The 17320-nt window shown below is 33.6% G+C and carries 13 protein-coding genes; 3 read left to right on the top strand and 10 right to left on the bottom strand.

Annotated features, from left to right (window positions below):
- The first annotated feature begins 33 nt into the window (after positions 1–33).
- Both ACYU7A_RS04845 and bioB read left to right on the top strand, forming a co-directional pair.
- On the top strand, positions 34–963 hold the full coding sequence (locus ACYU7A_RS04845) for a bifunctional riboflavin kinase/FAD synthetase (RefSeq protein ID WP_460574551.1): 930 nt from the start codon (positions 34–36) through the stop codon (positions 961–963).
- A 59-nt stretch (positions 964–1022) separates the two neighbouring features.
- Positions 1023–2108 carry a biotin synthase BioB gene (gene bioB, locus ACYU7A_RS04840; RefSeq protein WP_460574549.1) on the top strand — a complete coding sequence of 362 codons (1086 nt, stop codon included), beginning with the start codon at positions 1023–1025 and terminating at the stop codon, positions 2106–2108.
- A 68-nt stretch (positions 2109–2176) separates the two neighbouring features.
- Here bioB and ACYU7A_RS04835 read toward each other — a convergent pair whose 3' ends face one another.
- Positions 2177–7495, bottom strand: a complete 5319-nt coding sequence (locus ACYU7A_RS04835; RefSeq protein ID WP_460574547.1) for a T9SS sorting signal type C domain-containing protein — start codon at positions 7493–7495, stop codon at positions 2177–2179.
- Between the two features lie 169 nt (positions 7496–7664).
- Between ACYU7A_RS04835 and ACYU7A_RS04830 the strand changes: the two genes are divergently transcribed.
- Positions 7665–8093 (top strand): regulatory protein RecX, encoded by a 429-nt coding sequence (locus ACYU7A_RS04830; RefSeq protein ID WP_460574545.1) that lies wholly within the window; start codon positions 7665–7667, stop codon positions 8091–8093.
- 40 nt (positions 8094–8133) lie between these two features.
- Here ACYU7A_RS04830 and ACYU7A_RS04825 read toward each other — a convergent pair whose 3' ends face one another.
- The 9 genes from ACYU7A_RS04825 to ACYU7A_RS04785 form a co-directional block, all read right to left on the bottom strand.
- Positions 8134–9315, bottom strand: coding sequence for a beta-ketoacyl synthase N-terminal-like domain-containing protein (locus tag ACYU7A_RS04825; RefSeq protein WP_460574543.1), 1182 nt, complete (start codon positions 9313–9315; stop codon positions 8134–8136).
- 97 nt (positions 9316–9412) lie between these two features.
- The gene (gene bioA / locus ACYU7A_RS04820; protein ID WP_460574541.1) at positions 9413–10684 is read right to left on the bottom strand and encodes an adenosylmethionine--8-amino-7-oxononanoate transaminase; all 1272 of its coding nucleotides are present in this window, start codon (positions 10682–10684) and stop codon (positions 9413–9415) included.
- A 101-nt stretch (positions 10685–10785) separates the two neighbouring features.
- Complete coding sequence (gene bioD / locus ACYU7A_RS04815) at positions 10786–11403, bottom strand: dethiobiotin synthase (RefSeq protein WP_460574539.1); 618 nt, start codon at positions 11401–11403, stop codon at positions 10786–10788.
- Positions 11404–11811 carry a putative signal transducing protein gene (locus tag ACYU7A_RS04810; RefSeq protein WP_460574537.1) on the bottom strand — a complete coding sequence of 136 codons (408 nt, stop codon included), beginning with the start codon at positions 11809–11811 and terminating at the stop codon, positions 11404–11406. It lies immediately after the preceding gene.
- 7 nt (positions 11812–11818) lie between these two features.
- Complete coding sequence (locus tag ACYU7A_RS04805; protein ID WP_460574535.1) at positions 11819–12976, bottom strand: aminotransferase class I/II-fold pyridoxal phosphate-dependent enzyme; 1158 nt, start codon at positions 12974–12976, stop codon at positions 11819–11821.
- Positions 12973–13497 (bottom strand): hypothetical protein, encoded by a 525-nt coding sequence (locus ACYU7A_RS04800; RefSeq protein WP_460574533.1) that lies wholly within the window; start codon positions 13495–13497, stop codon positions 12973–12975. Before ACYU7A_RS04800 ends, ACYU7A_RS04805 begins: the two co-directional genes overlap by 4 nt.
- A gap of 62 nt (positions 13498–13559) precedes the next feature.
- Positions 13560–13841, bottom strand: coding sequence for a F0F1 ATP synthase subunit epsilon (locus ACYU7A_RS04795; RefSeq protein WP_298307422.1), 282 nt, complete (start codon positions 13839–13841; stop codon positions 13560–13562).
- A gap of 85 nt (positions 13842–13926) precedes the next feature.
- Positions 13927–15438 (bottom strand): F0F1 ATP synthase subunit beta, encoded by a 1512-nt coding sequence (gene atpD, locus ACYU7A_RS04790; RefSeq protein WP_460574530.1) that lies wholly within the window; start codon positions 15436–15438, stop codon positions 13927–13929.
- Positions 15439–15663: 225 nt separating this feature from the next.
- Positions 15664–17304, bottom strand: coding sequence for a G-D-S-L family lipolytic protein (locus ACYU7A_RS04785; protein WP_460574528.1), 1641 nt, complete (start codon positions 17302–17304; stop codon positions 15664–15666).
- Between the last annotated feature and the right edge of the window lie 16 nt (positions 17305–17320).

Here is a 17320-nt window from a genome sequence, read left to right as displayed (position 1 = left end):
ATAAATTACCTTTGCAGCTAAAATTTATTTTTCTTGAAAACCTTTAGCAATATTAAAGAATATAATAATAAAAAATCGGTTGTTACCATCGGTACCTTTGATGGTGTACACATTGGTCATAAAAAAATTCTTGAAAGAATAATTTTTAACGCTAAAGAACTTAATTGTGAAAGTGTAGTTTTAACCTTTTTTCCACATCCGAGAATGGTACTACAAGATAATTCTGTTGTACAACTTCTAAATACTGTAGATGAAAAAACAATACTTTTAGAAAAAACAGGAATTGATAATTTAATCATTCATCCATTTAATCAAGAATTTTCAAGACTTACAGCCGAAGAATTTGTTAAAGAAATCTTGGTCAATCAGCTTAATATTCGAAAAATAATTATTGGATATGATCATCGTTTTGGAAGAAATAGAACTGCTGATATCAATGATTTAATAGTTTTTGGTAAAGAATACGGATTTGAAGTAGAGCAAATTTCAGCTCAAGAAATAAATGATAATGCGGTAAGTTCTACCAAAATTAGAAATGCCATTTTAGAAGGAAACATAACTTTGGCTAATAACTACCTTGGTTACAATTATTTCTTTTCAGGAATTGTTGTAAAAGGAAAACAACTCGGTCGCACAATCGGATTTCCAACAGCTAACATTAAAATTAATGAAGACTATAAGTTGATTCCGAAAAACGGCGTTTATATTGTAAAAAGTAATTACGATAAAAAAACAATTTTCGGATTAATGAATATTGGCACAAGACCAACAGTTGATGGAACAAATCAAACTATTGAAGTCTTTTTTCTGGATTTTGATAAAACTATTTATGACAAAACCTTAACTATTGAAATTATAGAATTTATTAGAGATGAACAAAAATTTGATTCTTTAAACGACTTGAAAAATCAAATAAATGAAGATAAAATTTTTGCTGTAAATTATATAAATACCCACTTTTAAATCATTGTTTGTTACAAAGTAATTAACTACTTTTGAAACATCATTAAATATCCTTATCAATGAGCATTACAAAACATAATTGGACTAAAGAAGAAATTATAGCGATATACAACAAACCCTTAATGGATTTAATGTATGAAGCAGCAACTATTCATAGAGAACATCATGATCCAAATGTAGTTCAAGTTTCTACATTATTATCTATAAAAACTGGTGGCTGTCCAGAAGATTGTGGTTATTGTCCACAAGCAGCTAGATATCATACAGACATAGAAGGCAACGATTTAATGTCGGTAAGCCAAGTAAAAGCACAAGCTCTTAGAGCAAAATCGAGTGGTTCATCAAGAGTTTGTATGGGTGCCGCTTGGAGAAATGTAAAAGACGGACCAGAATTTGACCAAGTTTTAGAAATGGTTCGTACCATTAATAAACTAGAAATGGAAGTGTGTTGTACACTTGGAATGTTAACTGAAAATCAAGCGCAACGTTTGGCAGAAGCTGGTTTGTATGCTTACAATCACAACTTAGATACTTCTGAAGAATATTATAAAGAGGTAATTTCAACTCGTGGATTTGAAGATAGATTACAAACAATAGACAACGTTCGTAAAACTAATGTTACGGTTTGTAGTGGTGGAATTATTGGAATGGGAGAATCTATAGAAGACAGAGCAGGAATGCTTGTGGCGCTTTCAACATTAAACCCTCAACCAGAATCGGTGCCAATTAATGCACTTGTAGCTGTTGAAGGAACACCAATGGAAAACGAAAAACCAGTTGAAATTTGGGAAATGATTCGAATGGTTGCCACTACAAGAATTATAATGCCAGAAACTCAAGTTAGACTTTCTGCTGGTAGAACTGAAATGTCTCGTGAAGGTCAAGCTATGTGTTTCTTTGCTGGTGCAAATTCAATTTTTGCTGGTGACAAACTTCTTACAACACCAAATCCTGATGTGAATGAAGACATGAAAATGTTTGAAACTCTTGGATTACAACCTCAAAAACCCTTCATCAAATTGATGCAACCAAAAACTGTTGAAGCTGAAGATTCACAATTTCAAGCTTTGGGAGAAAAACCTAAATGGTCTCGTCCTGAGCACAAAATTGAAAGAAATCTAGAAGCTTCTGGAAAAGGAAAATAATAAAATCTAAAGCATAAAAAAAGTCCCAACCTTTATAAGATTGGGGCTTTTTAGTTTTAAGAAACTGACTAAAGAATTACTTTTCTAGTAACAACTTCACCATTTTCTAATTTTATTTTCACAATCAACGCTTGATTTGTAGCTGTAATATTATTTATTATTAAATCGTTTGAAGCAATATTAGTCTTCTTTATAATTTCTCTTCCTAAAACATCATAAACCGTTACCTCGCTCAATAGTTCATTGATAGTTCTAATTTTAATTTGACCATTATTAGCCGACATGAAAACTGAATTTTCAATAGATTCGAAATTTTCATTACTCAATGCTGCTGTTGTATATCTTAAAACAAATCTATCATTGAAAGTTCCAACTGAAGATGTAAAGTTATAAGGCGCTTGTCTTAAATCATGAATAATATTTAACTGCTTATCTTCTAAATAAATATCTTGATTTTGCTCAAACAATCCATCTACTTTCTTGATCGCTATAGTATGATTTCCTGCTGCAACAATTCTGATTCCCATTGGAACAAGATCAAAATTATTGAAAGGAAGTGGTCGTCCTTGAATAATAAACGGCTCTGAATTGATGATGGAAAACATACTTAGTTCTGATGTTGGTCTAAAAATACAATCATACAAATGGTCAACACCTAGGGTTGAACTTGTTGAATATCCTAACAATGTTCTGTCCATTTGTCCAGAAGTAGTATTGATAATATCCAACCAAATTCTGTGTTTTTCCTCAACAGGACCAACAGTATTTGTTGAAACACCTCTAAAGAAATCAGTATTATCATACTGAACCATTGAAGCATCACTTCTCATATTATTAGTAAAAGTTATGTTATTCGGAGTTGCAGTTGTATGAAGCATGTTCACCATAAATCCTTGTCCAGAAGCAATTTTTCCTGCAAAAGTATCTGGATCTGTTGAACCTAAACCATTGTATTTGATATAGTCTGAAGACGAATAATTGTACTGATAATTGCTATAAAACGGACTAACATTTGAAGTTGGATTCAAACCATGTGTCCAAATCCATACAGCACCTTCAATCTTAGTTTGATTTTGAACCAAGAACTCTTCAGCATCAATCGCTGATGGATATGGATTCCCAACCAAATTCCAATTGTCATCAAATCTTGTTGTTAATACGTTATTCGGATTGGTTAAATCAGCATCATAGTCTGCTCCATTATAATTTCCTCTATAAATATCAAAATTGAATTGACCATTGTGAGGTTTTCCTGTAAAGATTGTACTTAATCCAACTGGTGTTGCAGAACCATTAGAAGCTCTGGCAATGTATCCTTTTCCTTTAGTCATATTTCCAGATGCTGTTGCCCAATTTCCTAATGTTCCATTAGCATTAGCAAATAAAGTATTCCATTCGTAACGATTATTAGTTGGAACGCCAGTAACTGCAAAATTTTCTGTTGGTGCACTCCAATAAACATAATCAAAATTCTTAGCTTGAGCAGTTCTTGTTAGCTGAAATTTGGTTCCTGTATATATACCTGTGTTGTTATCAGTTTCGTCAACTTGAATAAATTGTCCGTTATTAGCTATTGATAAATCTCCATTGTGATTTAATCTTTTATAGGCAAAAACAAATCCATTAGAATCAATATTTAAAGCTCTTGTTGCGTTAATTGTTAAATCACCTTCAGCAATTAAATCATTAGAAATAGCGGTATTAAAGTCATTATCTAACACTACATTGTAGAATAACTCTGTTCCTCTTGGAGCAACATTATTTATTACTTGAGGAATACTTCCTTTAAAATGAATGGTGCTTTCGCCTTGATCAAAATTAGTTTCGGTACCATTATTATTCCAATTTCCATACAAATAAAGTTGACCATCTGGCGTTCCGTTAGAACCATCATTCATATCTAAAGTTCCAGAAGCTCCGATAGTAACATTTCCGTAAACTTCCAACTCATTATTAGGATTTCCTTGAATAGTTAATCTTCTTCCGTTGATGTTGAGATTGTTACAAACCGCCAAATCAGCATAAAAATCTGAATACGTTGCTGTGTAATCTATTACTGAATTATTAATAGAAGTTACATTATCTATAATTACATCAACAGTTTCATCTGGAACAGTTAATCTACCCCAATTTGAACAATTGAACCAGTTGGTATCAAAATCACCAACCCATTGTCCAGAAGTTTCACTAGTTCCAATGATAAAGGTTTTTCCTGCTCTGTTTGTTGCACTACTTGTTGCGTCAATGGTATATCTTGTAGTTCCTATAACCCAATTTGTTGTAATATTAGCAATTTCTCTAATTATATTTCTAATTGATGTACTACCATGTTGAGCACTATTTCTATAATACCCACTGATTGTATTTGCTACGGCGCTTTCAACATTAAAACAAGTTAATGCATTTGGCAAGCGAGATTGTCTATTACTTCCTCCACCATTCACACCACTACATGCCGATGTAAAAGGAACCCATCCAGTTTTGATAGTAAATCCGTGAAGCAATGTTCCTGTTAAGATATAATTAGCTTCATTGGTGTCTATAGTTCCATCCGAAACAAAATTCCCTTGCAATAAATAGATTTGTTCTCCATCGCCATTAGTTGTTGTAATATTAGGAGTTGATCCAACACCAAAAGGTTGTGAATTAATAAAATCAGCCGTTCTATCTGTTAAAGTTGTTCCAGTAATAACACCTACATAGCTAAATACATTTGAACTATTTGTGTTTAAAACCAAAACAGAACCTGCTGTTATATTACCTGATCCATTATATGTGAAATTTGTAACTCCAGGAGACGAACTAGGATCATTTCCTGCTCCACCCCATTTATCAGTTCTAACATTAGCTGCAGCTCCAGCTTCATATCTTGAATTAGCAATAGAAAAAGTGGTTCCCGGAATGATATCTACCATTGTTGCAACCATGTATTGATCGTCTGGACCGCTACCAGCATATTGTCCGTCAAATCCAACAAACACTAATTCTCCTGGTTTAAATACTGTTGCTAAATTTGGCGTAAAACTAGTTTCAACTCCAGAACTCCATTCTGTTCCTTTTCTAACAAAAATTTCAACATAATAAGTTACACCATTAGTTAATCCAGTAATAGTAACAAAATTTCCAACACTATTAAAAACAACTTGGTTTGGTGCAGCATAAACCGTATTTGGCACATAAGCGCTTCCGTTTCCAGAAGGTGCAAAAGTAATACCCGGTGTAGTAGTAACAACTGCCAGAACTTCATCATAACATGCAGCATTTGGATTGCTCCAAGTTACTGTTCCCGAAGTATTGGCTGGTGTTGAACCAAAACCTGTTACATTAGGAACAGCAGTAATTTGAGTAATTGTTGTTGCTGTTACTGAATAAACTGAGGATGCTCCATTATTTTTGTAAGCATACAAAGCATAAGTATAAGTTATTCCTGGAGTTAAACCTGTAATTGTTGCAGAAGTTCCTGTTCCAATATATAAAACCCTAGAGGTTGTTGCATTATAAGTTGGAGCTAAACTATAATCTAAATTAAAACTTTGTGATGAAGCTACTATTGTAGTAACTGCATTTGGAACTCCTCCATCTCTCACTACAAGTAAATACCCATCAAATGTTCCTGTTGCTGGTGCAGCCCAAGTCAATGATTGAGTTGTATTAGAAGTACATACTCTTGTAAAAGAAGTTGGAACTGCTGGAGCAGAAGGAGAGATGGTTTGTAAACCACCAGCAGTTGTGGTTCCTCCTTTTGCTCCAGCGGCAAATGTTACATTTGTAGTTGCTATTGCATTCAAAGCAATCGTATTGTTTAAAGTTGCAGATGGTGAAATATCTGCCGTAATAAATATATACCCAATAGTTCCTGCTGTAATTATCTGTGATGTAAAACTTGGAAAAGTATGTAATCCTGGACCCAATGTTAGGGTTTTTGTGCTCAAAGTTGCATCAGCTGCATCTAAAACATTGTTAGCAGAATAACGAACTTTTAAATTTATAAGATCGGCAGCAACATAAGTTCCATTTGTAGTTGCTGTTACACCTTGCAAAGTTGCATTTGCAGTAGCAACTGAAAGCTGAAACTTGTGTAAAATTAAATCTGTTGTTCCTTGAGGCACATTTGCTGCAGTAACTTGAGTTCCATTATTTGCCAAAGTTATTGCAGGAATTGCCGCAGTTGTTGTACAATTTGTAGTTACTATTGTTGCAGCTGTTCTATAATTTAATGTACCTGCAACACTTAAATATCCATTAAATGGAACTAGTGAGAAAAAATAATTTGTTCCACTGTTTAATCCAGTTGCGGCATAAGTTGTTGTTGTTCCTGTGTTAGCAGTTTGTCCTAAAACAATTGCATCTCCAAAAACAGTTCCTGGAGCATGATAAGCACCATCTGTTGGAACTCCTGTTGGAGCCGCTCCAATTCTGTAAAGGATAATATATCCATCTCCTCCAAGCGTGTTGGCTGCTGGAAAAGTTAAATTAATTACAGAAGTATTAGGTACGCCTACAGCACAAGTGAATGTACCAGCGCCGGGTTGAGCCGTTGGTTCAGTTGACAATGTATAGAAATTCACCGAAACCGGTGCAGTAGTATTATAACAATCTAAAGCATTATAGGAATATATAGTAGCTGTATATTGTGTTTCAGGATTTAATCCAGTTACATTTACACTAGTTCCACCTCCTAAATAAACCACTCTATTATTAACATCAATTTGACCTGCTGTTGCATAATTTGCATTAGGTGTATAAGATGTACTTGTAGAAGGATCTAATACTATTGAGGCAGTTGGACGAACAACTACCATTGAACCAGAAGTTGAAGCTCCATTTGTCCAAGAAATTGTGGCACCATTTGTTAATGGATTACTAAAAGTAATACCTGATGCTTGGTTTAAAGGAACAGTGCATGGTCCTAATCCAGTAAAAAGTATATCATCTATTCGAACACCTTGTCTTCCTCCAAGAATTCCTTTGTTAAATCTTAATTTGAATTGTGTAGATGTTGATGGTGGTATGTTAAAAACCCCAGATGCTATCAAAGTAGCCGATGTTGGAATTGCAGAAGTAAATGTCGTTGTTGACCACGTCAATCCATTATCTTCTGAATATTCAACAAATACAGGTGCATTTGGAGCTCCAGCACCATAAGTTCCAACTAGAAAACTCAAAGAAAGACCAGAAACATATGAACTAACATCAAATGGTTCTGAAATTATGTAATCAGAATCTTCCAATAACCAATATGTTCCTTGCTGAATTGGTTGCACAGCGGTCGTATTATTATAAGTCCATAATGGCGAAGCTGCAGAACAAGCTGAACTATAAATTGTAGTTTGTCCAAAAGATAAAACATTATAAAGCAATGCCAAAAAAAGTATTTTAAATTTCATAAAATGAATTTAGTTTTTTAATTTTTCAATAACAATTTGGGACTACAAAATTACTTCTAATTCACACAATTTCAATACATTTGCGTTATTAAATTATTAACAAATTTCATGCCTTTTTAACGTTTTGAACTCAAAATCAACTAGTTCTGTAGAGGATATTCTACAAAAGATGGAATATTACTGTTCTTACCAAGAAAGATGTCACATTGAGGTGTCTGAAAAATTGCGTGGTTTTGTATTAAATCAAGCCGAAAAAGACCGAATAATTGTGCATTTAATTGAAAGTAATTTCCTAAACGAAGAACGTTTTGCGTTAGTTTTTTCAATTAGTAAATTTCATCAGAAAAAATGGGGCAAAATTCGAATCAAAAACGAATTGAAAGCAAGAAAAATTTCAGATTATTTAGTTACCAAAGCACTAAAAGAAATCCCATCTGAAGAATATGAAATGACTTTCGAAAATTTAGCAGAAAAACATTGGGAATCCATTACAGAAAAAAACGATTTGAAAAAACGTAAAAAATTCTGCGACTACTTACTTCGTAAAGGATGGGAAAGCGAAAGGATTTATGAAAAAGTAAAGGAGCTTGAGAAATAGTTTTCAGTTTTCAGTCGCAGTTAGCAGATGATTACTTCAACTAAAACTCTTTTGACAAAAGAATACTTACTGCGTTTCCTCCGAAACCTACAGCATTAATTAATACTTTTTTTATTTCTTTTCTTATGGTTTGCTTTTCAGCAAATGGTACTTCGATGAATTGATTGTGTTGCATCATCATAATTGCCATTTCCATATTTAACATTCCTGAAGCTCCAAAGGTGTGGCCTACTTTCCATTTGTTTGTGGTAAGCATTGGATGATTTGCCTGTGCTGAGCCTGTCGAAGTGCCAAAAACTTTTTGAATTGCTTTATACTCTGAAGTATCACCTTTCAAAGTTCCTGGCGCGTGCATTACTATGGCATCAACATCTTCTAATTTGGTATTTTGCAAAGCCATTTTCATGGATTTTTGAAAACAATTGGCTTCGTCTGAAATCGAAATATTGTGTTCAATATCATCAGTCGCATAGCCAATTCCTTCTATGTAAGCTAATGCGTTTTGGTTGTAACCAACTTCTAAACAAGCAACAGCAGCACCTTCACCAAGAACCATAGTGTTTTTGGTTTTTTTAAAATCGAAAGCACGACAAGGATATTCGGAAGTTTCTTTAGAATAAATTTTTAAAGCGTGCATCTGAGCAATAGTGAAATCGGTCAATGGTGCTTCGCTTCCGCCTACTAAAAACTTATTTGCCATTCCTGATTGCAACCAAGCTACGGCATTTAAAACCGCGTGTAAAGCTGTTGAACACGTTATAGAATGGGATATTTCTGGTCCGTTGTTTTTTAAATCGTGTGCTACCCAAGAAGAAATATTTCCTAGAGTTGTGGTTGGAGATGCTAAGGTTGACGTTTTTCCGGTTTCGAGAAATTCTTTGTGGTGTTTTTCAAATAATTGCGTTGCGCCACGAGAAGAACCAATATTGATTCCGAAGTCATCACCTTTTTTCCAACCTGCATTTTTTATGGCTTGTCGTGAAACTAAAATAGATAGCAAAACCGTTTCGTCTAAAGCTTTGTACTTAATTTCACTCTTTTTTAATTCTTCAATTTCATTTCTAATTTCTTGAGGAATTGTGGCTACAAATTGTGGCTTTCCGTTAAAGTCTTTGGTTGAAATTAAGGTTCCATTTGAAAGATAATTGCGCCAAATAGCCTCAGGGTTTTTTCCTAAAGGTGAAATGGATGCTAAAGATGTTATGGCAATTTTTTCTTTCATGTTAAATAACACAGAGATTCACAGAGGAATCACAGAGTTTTAAATAAAAATAAAGTCTTTGAATATTGCTTTGAATATTTGTTTAACGAATGCAAATTTAAACTATTTCCAAAGCATTTTCGATGGTTTGATAGACTTTTTGTAATTGATTTTCGGTGATGATGTAGGGTGGCAAAATGTAAACTATGTTTCCAACTGGTCGTAAAATTACTCCGTTTTCGATGAAGAAATTGTAGAGTTTGTTGCGCATCGTTCCGTAGTAACTTTCTTGGGTTTCGGTTTTGATTTCCAGGGCAAAAATTACGCCGAGCACTCGAGTGGTTTTTACTTTTGTATGGTTTTTTATTTTGGATTGAAATGCTAAATGCGATTGATGAACCGTTTGAATATTTTGCTGAATTTCATCGGTTTGTAAAAGTGAAATACTGGCTAAAGCCGCAGCGCAACCTGTAGGATTTGCTGTAAAAGTGTGTCCGTGAAATAGTGCTTTGTCAGTGTCATCATGGTAAAATCCTTCGAAGATTTCTTGAGAGAATGTCGTGATTGCCATTGGAATTGTTCCGCCTGTTAATGCTTTTGAAAGACACATCATATCAGGTTTGTTTTCAAGATAATCACTAGCGAATGTTTTACCTGTTTTGCCAAAACCTGTCATAACTTCGTCAGCAATAGTGAACACGTTATTTTGGTTACAAATGGTAATTAATTTATCTAAAACTTCTGCTGAATACATTACCATTCCTGCAGCTCCAAGCACTAATGGTTCAAAAATAAACGCTGCAAATTCGTTGGTTTTTACAAGATTTTCTAAAGTTTTTATAGTTTGTTCTTCGTTGCCTTTAGTTGGAACTGGAATGCGAACAACCTCTAGAAGCGAACCTTTGAAAGCTTCTGTAAAAAAAGTAATTCCGCTGGCAGCCATTGCTCCGAAAGTATCACCGTGAAAAGCATCTTCAAAAGCGATGACTTTAGTTTTTTTGATTCCTTTATTATAATTGTATTGTAAAGCGACTTTAATACCTACTTCAACAGCAGTGGAACCATTATCGGAATAGAAAATTTTCTGTTGATTGGAAGGTAGAATTTCCATTAGTTTTTCAGATAATTCTACTGCTTTATTGTGAGTAAATCCTCCAAATAAAACATGTTCTAAAATAGTTAATTGCTCATAAATAGCATCCGCCATAACTTTGTTGGAATGTCCGAAAGGGTTCACCCACCATGAAGCAATGGCATCGATATATTCTTTACCGTTTTCATCCCACAACAATGCGTCTTTCCCTCTTACGATTGCAGGAAAATCAGGCACAGTTTTGTGTTGTGTGTACGGATGCCAATTGTGTTTTTTGTCTCTTTGTGAAAAGTTCATTTTGCTAGAATATAGAAAATAGAGAATAGAACATAGACTTGTCTCTAAATATTTTTGCAAAGATAGTTAAGTCTATTTTCTTTATTCTATTTTCTATTCTCTTATAATGTTAAAAGATTCTCTCGAAACTTATCAGCGTAATATTGAATTACATTTTGATCGAAATAAGGTTCGTCGTCAATTCTTCCAATGAATTTGGTTTTGGTTTTATTCAGAATAATTTCTTCGGTAGCTTTATTTTCATCACCAGAAAAAATGATTCCTGCTACTTTCAAATTTCTGCTTTTTAAAGCTTCAAAAGATAGTAAGGTGTGATTGATGCTTCCAAGATAATGGCGTGAAACCAATATTATTTTGTAATCGGGTTGAATTAAATCAATAATGCAATCGTTGTCGTTTAAAGGAACTAATAATCCGCCTGCGCCTTCTACAACAAGATGGTTTTTTGTTTTGGGCTCGACTATTTTTTTCAAATTTATTGTAATTCCGTCTATTGCTGCTGCTAAATGTGGACTTGCAGGTGTGTTTAGTTTATAGCTATTTTCGTGAATAATGGTTTTATCATTACAAATATAACGCTGAATTTTATGACTATCAGAATTGTCTAAATCGCCTGCTTGAATAGGTTTCCAATAATCGGATTCTAGTGCTTGAGTTACAATCGCTGATGTAATAGTTTTACCTACATCGGTGCCGATTCCTGTGATGAATAGTTTCATTTAATTAAATTCAAATTTACATGATTGACATTTGTATTTATGCTTAGAATAAAACGGCATATACACAACTAATACTGAAAAAAGAAAAGCTAAAAATGATCTAATATCTTTAATTGAAGTGACCATTTCAACTTGTTCAGCATTGCATTTTGGACATTTAATAAGTTGATTGTTTTCGTTTAGTGAATATTGACTTACATCTGAAAGAACAAGTTGAGCTTTCTCAAAATCTTCACTTTTTACAAAAAGCTTAATGCCTCCAACGGCATTACTATACAAAGGATTTGAATCAACAATATTGTTATCCCTAATAAACACTTGAATTCCTTCAGACTCCAATTTACCCTTATAAATTAAAGCCTCCGATGAATATTGATAACGACCTACAATTTGAAATTGTTCCTCCATATCTTATTTAAAACACAAAAGTACTCAACAATCGCAAGACTTCTGAGATTTCTTTTTCAGAATTATAGGAATGCAAACAAAAACGAAGTCGTTCTTGACCTTCTGGAACTGTTGGCGAGAGAATAGCTTTTACATCAAATCCGTTTTCTTGCAATTGATTAGCGATTGATTTTACCTTTTCGTTTCCTGGAATTATAGCACATTGAATAGCTGATTTGCTATAAACAAACATTGGCTTCAAACCCATTTGCAATTTCTCTTGATTGAAAAATTGAATGTTGTTTTTAAGTTTTTGAATTGATTCTTTTTCAGACTTTAAATACTGATAAGCTATTAAAATTGTAGCAACTGAATGTGGAGAAAGTCCTGTTGTATAAATAAAACTTCGTGCAAAATTAACTAAATACGATTTCAATTCTTGGCTTCCTAAAATGGCTGCACCATGACATCCTAATCCTTTTCCGAATGTCATGATTCTTGCAAAAACTTTATCTTGCAATCCTTGATATTGAATTAATCCTTCACCTAAATTTCCGAAAACGCCTAATGCATGTGCTTCGTCAATGACCAAATAGCAATTGTATTTTTCGCATAGAGTTACTAGTTCTTCTACATTTGGAGCATCACCATCCATGGAAAAAACCGATTCGGTAACAATATAAAAAGTTTCGGGTTTCGGGTTTCGAGTTTCGAGTTGTGAAATTATTACTTTTTCTAAATGATTGAAATCATTGTGCTGAAATTTATACGATTTTGAATTACTCATTTGAATTCCATCACGAATAGAAGCGTGGCATAATTCATCATAAAGAATGATATCGTTGCGTTGTGGTAACGAACTAAAAAAACCCACATTAGCATCGTAACCCGAATTGAAAATTAATGCGGTTTCTGATTGATGGAAATTGGCAATATAGTCTTCTGTCTTTTGATATAAATTGTGGTTTCCTGAAATTAATCGAGAACCTGTTGCGCCATTTATTTTGATGTTATTCTCTTGAAGATAATCATGTGTTTGATTGAAAATTTCCTCAGAATTAGCAAAACCTAAATAATCATTGGAAGCAAAATCTATTAAATTATTAGAAACTGGCAATTTTCGCAAAGCATTATTTTGCTCGCGTTGTTGCAGTTTTTGTGTTAATGATTTTGGGAAGTTTTTCATAATTCTGTTTTGTCTATCCATTTGAAATTACCTCTTTCGGTTGCGTCTAACAAATCAAGACTTAACTTATCAGAAAACATTATCCCAAAATTAATTGCATCAATTGTGTTATCAAAATAGGCTATAGTATAATGTTTATTACCCTTATACCATAATTTGACTTCAAAAAAAACTTCTTGAGGATTTTTAAAAACTGAAACATACTCTAATGTTGGAATTTTAGAATAATAATTTAAGCCTACTAAACCCACACTATATCTTGACTTTAAAGTCTCTTTTTCTAAATTGATAGAAATTGACTTTGTTAAGCTGAATGAAAATCCTCCGACTGATGCAAAAATTGCCAAAGTAATTAATGACAAGCAACCATTTATGGATTCTGCGTTAAATCCAAGAATGTAAAAGATATATAAAACATATAAAATGCAGCAAATACCAAATGCAAAAAACAATGAACCTATGACGACTTGCCATAAAGGTCTTTTACCATCACTTAAAAATATTTCCTTCTTTAAATCCATACTCCAAAAATAAAAAAAGCCAAACAATAATGCTTGGCTTTCTTACTTTATTTTGAATTGTTTTAGTCGGCTAAAACAATTACTTTATTGTCTTTCATTTCAATAGTTCCTGAAGAGATTTCAAGAGTGTAGTTTTGATCGTTTACTTTTGTAAATTTATCTTCTACTTCTTTTTCAAACTTAAAGCTCGTTGCAGTAACTTTTACTGTTCCTTGCTTTAAAATAGAAACTATTGGAGCGTGATTGTTCAATATTTGAAATGAACCATCTACACCTGGTAAAGAAACCGAAGTAACTTCTCCTTTAAATAATGTAGCTTCTGGTGATACTATTTCTAAAATCATTTTTTTTTATTTAGGATTCTGGATTTAGGATTTGGGATTTTAGGAATATTTAAATCCTAACTCTTCGATTCCTCAATCCTAATTCTTATGCTTCTGCTAACATTTTTTGTCCTGCTTCGATAGCGTCTTCGATTGTTCCTTTAAGGTTGAAAGCTGCTTCTGGCAAGTGGTCTAATTCACCATCGATAATCATGTTGAATCCTTTAATAGTATCTTTAATATCAACCAAAACTCCAGGAATACCTGTAAATTGCTCCGCTACGTGGAAAGGTTGAGATAAGAAACGTTGAACTCTACGAGCTCTTGATACCGATAATTTATCTTCTTCTGACAACTCTTCCATACCAAGGATAGCGATGATATCTTGAAGTTGTTTGTATTTTTGAAGAATTTCTTTTACTCTTTGAGCACAATTATAGTGGTCATCACCTAAAATAAGTGGTGTTAAGATACGAGATGTTGAATCTAGTGGATCTACCGCTGGATAAATACCAAGCTCAGCAATTTTACGAGACAATACTGTTGTTGCATCTAAGTGAGCAAACGTTGTTGCTGGTGCCGGGTCAGTTAAGTCATCCGCAGGAACGTAAACCGCTTGTACCGATGTAATAGATCCTTTTTTGGTAGATGTAATTCTTTCTTGCATCGCACCCATTTCTGTTGCTAAAGTTGGTTGGTAACCTACCGCAGATGGCATACGTCCTAAAAGTGCTGATACCTCTGAACCTGCTTGTGTAAAACGGAAGATATTATCAACGAAGAAAAGTACGTCTTTACCTTGGTCTGAACCTGCTCCATCACGGAAATATTCTGCGATAGACAATCCTGATAAAGCAACACGTGCTCTAGCTCCAGGTGGCTCATTCATTTGTCCGAAAACGAAAGTAGCTTTCGAATCTCTCATTCCTGGCTTATCAACTTTAGTTAAATCCCAACCTCCATTTTCCATAGAGTGCATAAATTCTTCACCATATTTAATAATTCCAGACTCTAACATCTCACGAAGTAAGTCGTTTCCTTCACGAGTTCTTTCACCTACTCCTGCGAATACAGAAAGACCACCGTGACCTTTAGCGATATTGTTAATCAACTCCTGAATCAATACTGTTTTACCAACTCCAGCACCACCGAACAATCCAATTTTACCTCCTTTTGCATAAGGCTCGATAAGATCGATTACTTTGATACCTGTAAATAAAACTTCAGAAGATGTAGATAAATCTTCAAATCTTGGTGCTTGACGGTGAATTGACATTCCGTTTTCACCTGTTTTTGGTAAATTTCCTAAACCATCAATTGCATCACCAATTACGTTAAACAAACGTCCGTAAACATCTGCACCGATTGGCATTTGAATTGGGTTTCCAGTAGAAACTACATCTGTACCTCTACTTAAACCATCTGTAGAATCCATAGAGATAGTACGAACTGTATCTTCTCCGATATGAGATTGTACTTCAAGTACAAGTAAAGTACCATCTTTCTTAGTGATTTCTAATGAATCATAAATTTTTGGTAATTCAGCATCTTTAGTGTTGAATACTACGTCAACTACTGGTCCGATGATTTGAGAAACTTTTCCTATTGCTTTTGACATTGCTTATGTATTTATTTAATAGCGTTTTAGAAATGAAAAAATGATGTCTTTTTTCAGAGTGCAAAGATAAATTTTCTAAATAGAAAATCAATAGCAAAAAGCTATTTTTTTACGCATTTTTTGATTTTTTTTCTATTTGAAGATTAAATCATAGAGAAATCAATATTCAATAAACAAAAAAACCACCAACCGAAGTTGATGGTTTTGTATAAATTGATTTAATTCTTATAAAGATGAAGGAAATGCTATTTTATATTTTGACAAATCAACACCTTTTAAATTTGAACCATATGTAGTATTTATAGCTTCAATAAATTTATTTGCAATTAATGCATATCCTCTTTGACAAGGATGCACACCATCATATGAAAATGCACCACCAGTTGGATAAGCGTTCGTAATTACATAATTATTAGAGCCAATACCACCATTAGCTACTTGACTCATAATTGCATTAGCGTCAACAAAAGCGAGACCTTTAGCTAATGCCAAAGATTTTATTGTATTGTTGTATGAATCAGTAGCGGTTTTGATAATTGCAGCTTCACTAAAAGTAATTGTTGAACTATCAGGCATAGGATATGTAACTCCTATTGTATTATTTGTAGCAGGAAAACCAGGTTGTGTAGCACCAATTGTACCTCTTGCAGACAACAAAATATAATCTCTGTTAGAACCTGATCCAATTGCATGACGCGAGTTTTTATACAAATTTGCTAAAAATCCAGCAGTAGGTGCAGGATAATTAAAAGGAGCACCCATAAATAATGTAACAAAATCCGAAGTAGGATCATAAGTTAATGATTCATCAATAATCAACAATGGATTAGTTTTAGAATATGTTGTTGTATTACCATCTAGAACACTAGCTTGCAATGTTTGGAAGCGAGCCGCTTGACCATGTGCTATTAAAGAAGCATTCATAGCACCAAATAAACCATTTAATTGACCAACTTGAGTTGCTGTTAATGGTACTGGATTAGTTGGAACTGCTGTAAAAAAAGGAATGGTTGTCACATAAGGTATATTAGCAACAACGCCTTTTGCCCCATTCTTTGTTAATCCTGTAGTTCCGTCAAGTAATTGACTATAAACATTAGCAAAAACATTAGGGTCCGTTATGTCGTTAGTTCCATATGTTGAAGGATTTAAATTTCCAACTTGATTTATTCCAGTTCCTCCTGAAGTAGCATATGATAATACATCATTATTACCTATCCATAGTGAAAAAAAAGTAGGTGATTGAGATGTAGCATAATTAAGCATTGAAACAGGAGAAGATTGTGACATAAATCTAGCAAAATAAGGATTTGCTGTTCCACTCGGAACTCCAGACAAAAGACCATATGTAGGTGATAATAAATGGAAACTTTTGGCTCCAGGCACACCTACATTATTGTAAGGTCCTGCTGCAGAAACTGCTGGGTTTGTAATTTCGGTTGTTGGAGTACCTGGAATAGGAAAAATTCCTGGAGTATATAATAAATTGGGGTTTGGAGAAGGATTAGGAGTAGCAGTCAAGCTATTTAATGCCATTCTTGTTCCTTGGATAACATTATTAAAAAATGTTAGTCCTCCCAAATTATCATTAGTATATGGAATTTTAAAATCTCCTCCTCCTACAAGTTTGAATTGTTGAGAAAGGATGTTTGGATATGATCCTTCTTGACCTGCTTTAAACAATGCATTATCAGAAAAACCTGCTGTCAAAGAATTTCCAACTGAAACGTATTTTGAAAAATTAGCTGAACCTGAAGTTAAAGGAAGACCATCAGATGAATTATTATCAACTATTGATTCATCTTCACTATTACAAGCTATAAAGGTTAACGAAACCAAGAATAGCCATTTGAAATTTTTTATCATAATTTTAAGTATTATA

The organism is Flavobacterium koreense (genome assembly GCF_054776075.1).
Note: the sequence above shows the minus strand (reverse complement) of the source record. Positions and strands in the feature narration are given on the sequence as shown.

What these genes read in the sequence shown, in the direction of transcription:
- bioB (WP_460574549.1), top strand. Translation starts at nt 1,023, where the DNA reads ATGAGCATTACAAAACATAATTGGACTAAAGAAGAAATTATAGCGATA.
- ACYU7A_RS04835 (WP_460574547.1), bottom strand. Translation starts at nt 7,495, where the DNA reads ATGAAATTTAAAATACTTTTTTTGGCATTGCTTTATAATGTTTTATCT.
- ACYU7A_RS04830 (WP_460574545.1), top strand. Translation starts at nt 7,665, where the DNA reads ATGGAATATTACTGTTCTTACCAAGAAAGATGTCACATTGAGGTGTCT.
- ACYU7A_RS04825 (WP_460574543.1), bottom strand. Translation starts at nt 9,315, where the DNA reads ATGAAAGAAAAAATTGCCATAACATCTTTAGCATCCATTTCACCTTTA.
- bioA (WP_460574541.1), bottom strand. Translation starts at nt 10,684, where the DNA reads ATGAACTTTTCACAAAGAGACAAAAAACACAATTGGCATCCGTACACA.
- bioD (WP_460574539.1), bottom strand. Translation starts at nt 11,403, where the DNA reads ATGAAACTATTCATCACAGGAATCGGCACCGATGTAGGTAAAACTATT.
- ACYU7A_RS04810 (WP_460574537.1), bottom strand. Translation starts at nt 11,811, where the DNA reads ATGGAGGAACAATTTCAAATTGTAGGTCGTTATCAATATTCATCGGAG.
- ACYU7A_RS04805 (WP_460574535.1), bottom strand. Translation starts at nt 12,976, where the DNA reads ATGAAAAACTTCCCAAAATCATTAACACAAAAACTGCAACAACGCGAG.
- ACYU7A_RS04800 (WP_460574533.1), bottom strand. Translation starts at nt 13,497, where the DNA reads ATGGATTTAAAGAAGGAAATATTTTTAAGTGATGGTAAAAGACCTTTA.
- ACYU7A_RS04795 (WP_298307422.1), bottom strand. Translation starts at nt 13,841, where the DNA reads ATGATTTTAGAAATAGTATCACCAGAAGCTACATTATTTAAAGGAGAA.
- atpD (WP_460574530.1), bottom strand. Translation starts at nt 15,438, where the DNA reads ATGTCAAAAGCAATAGGAAAAGTTTCTCAAATCATCGGACCAGTAGTT.
- ACYU7A_RS04785 (WP_460574528.1), bottom strand. Translation starts at nt 17,304, where the DNA reads ATGATAAAAAATTTCAAATGGCTATTCTTGGTTTCGTTAACCTTTATA.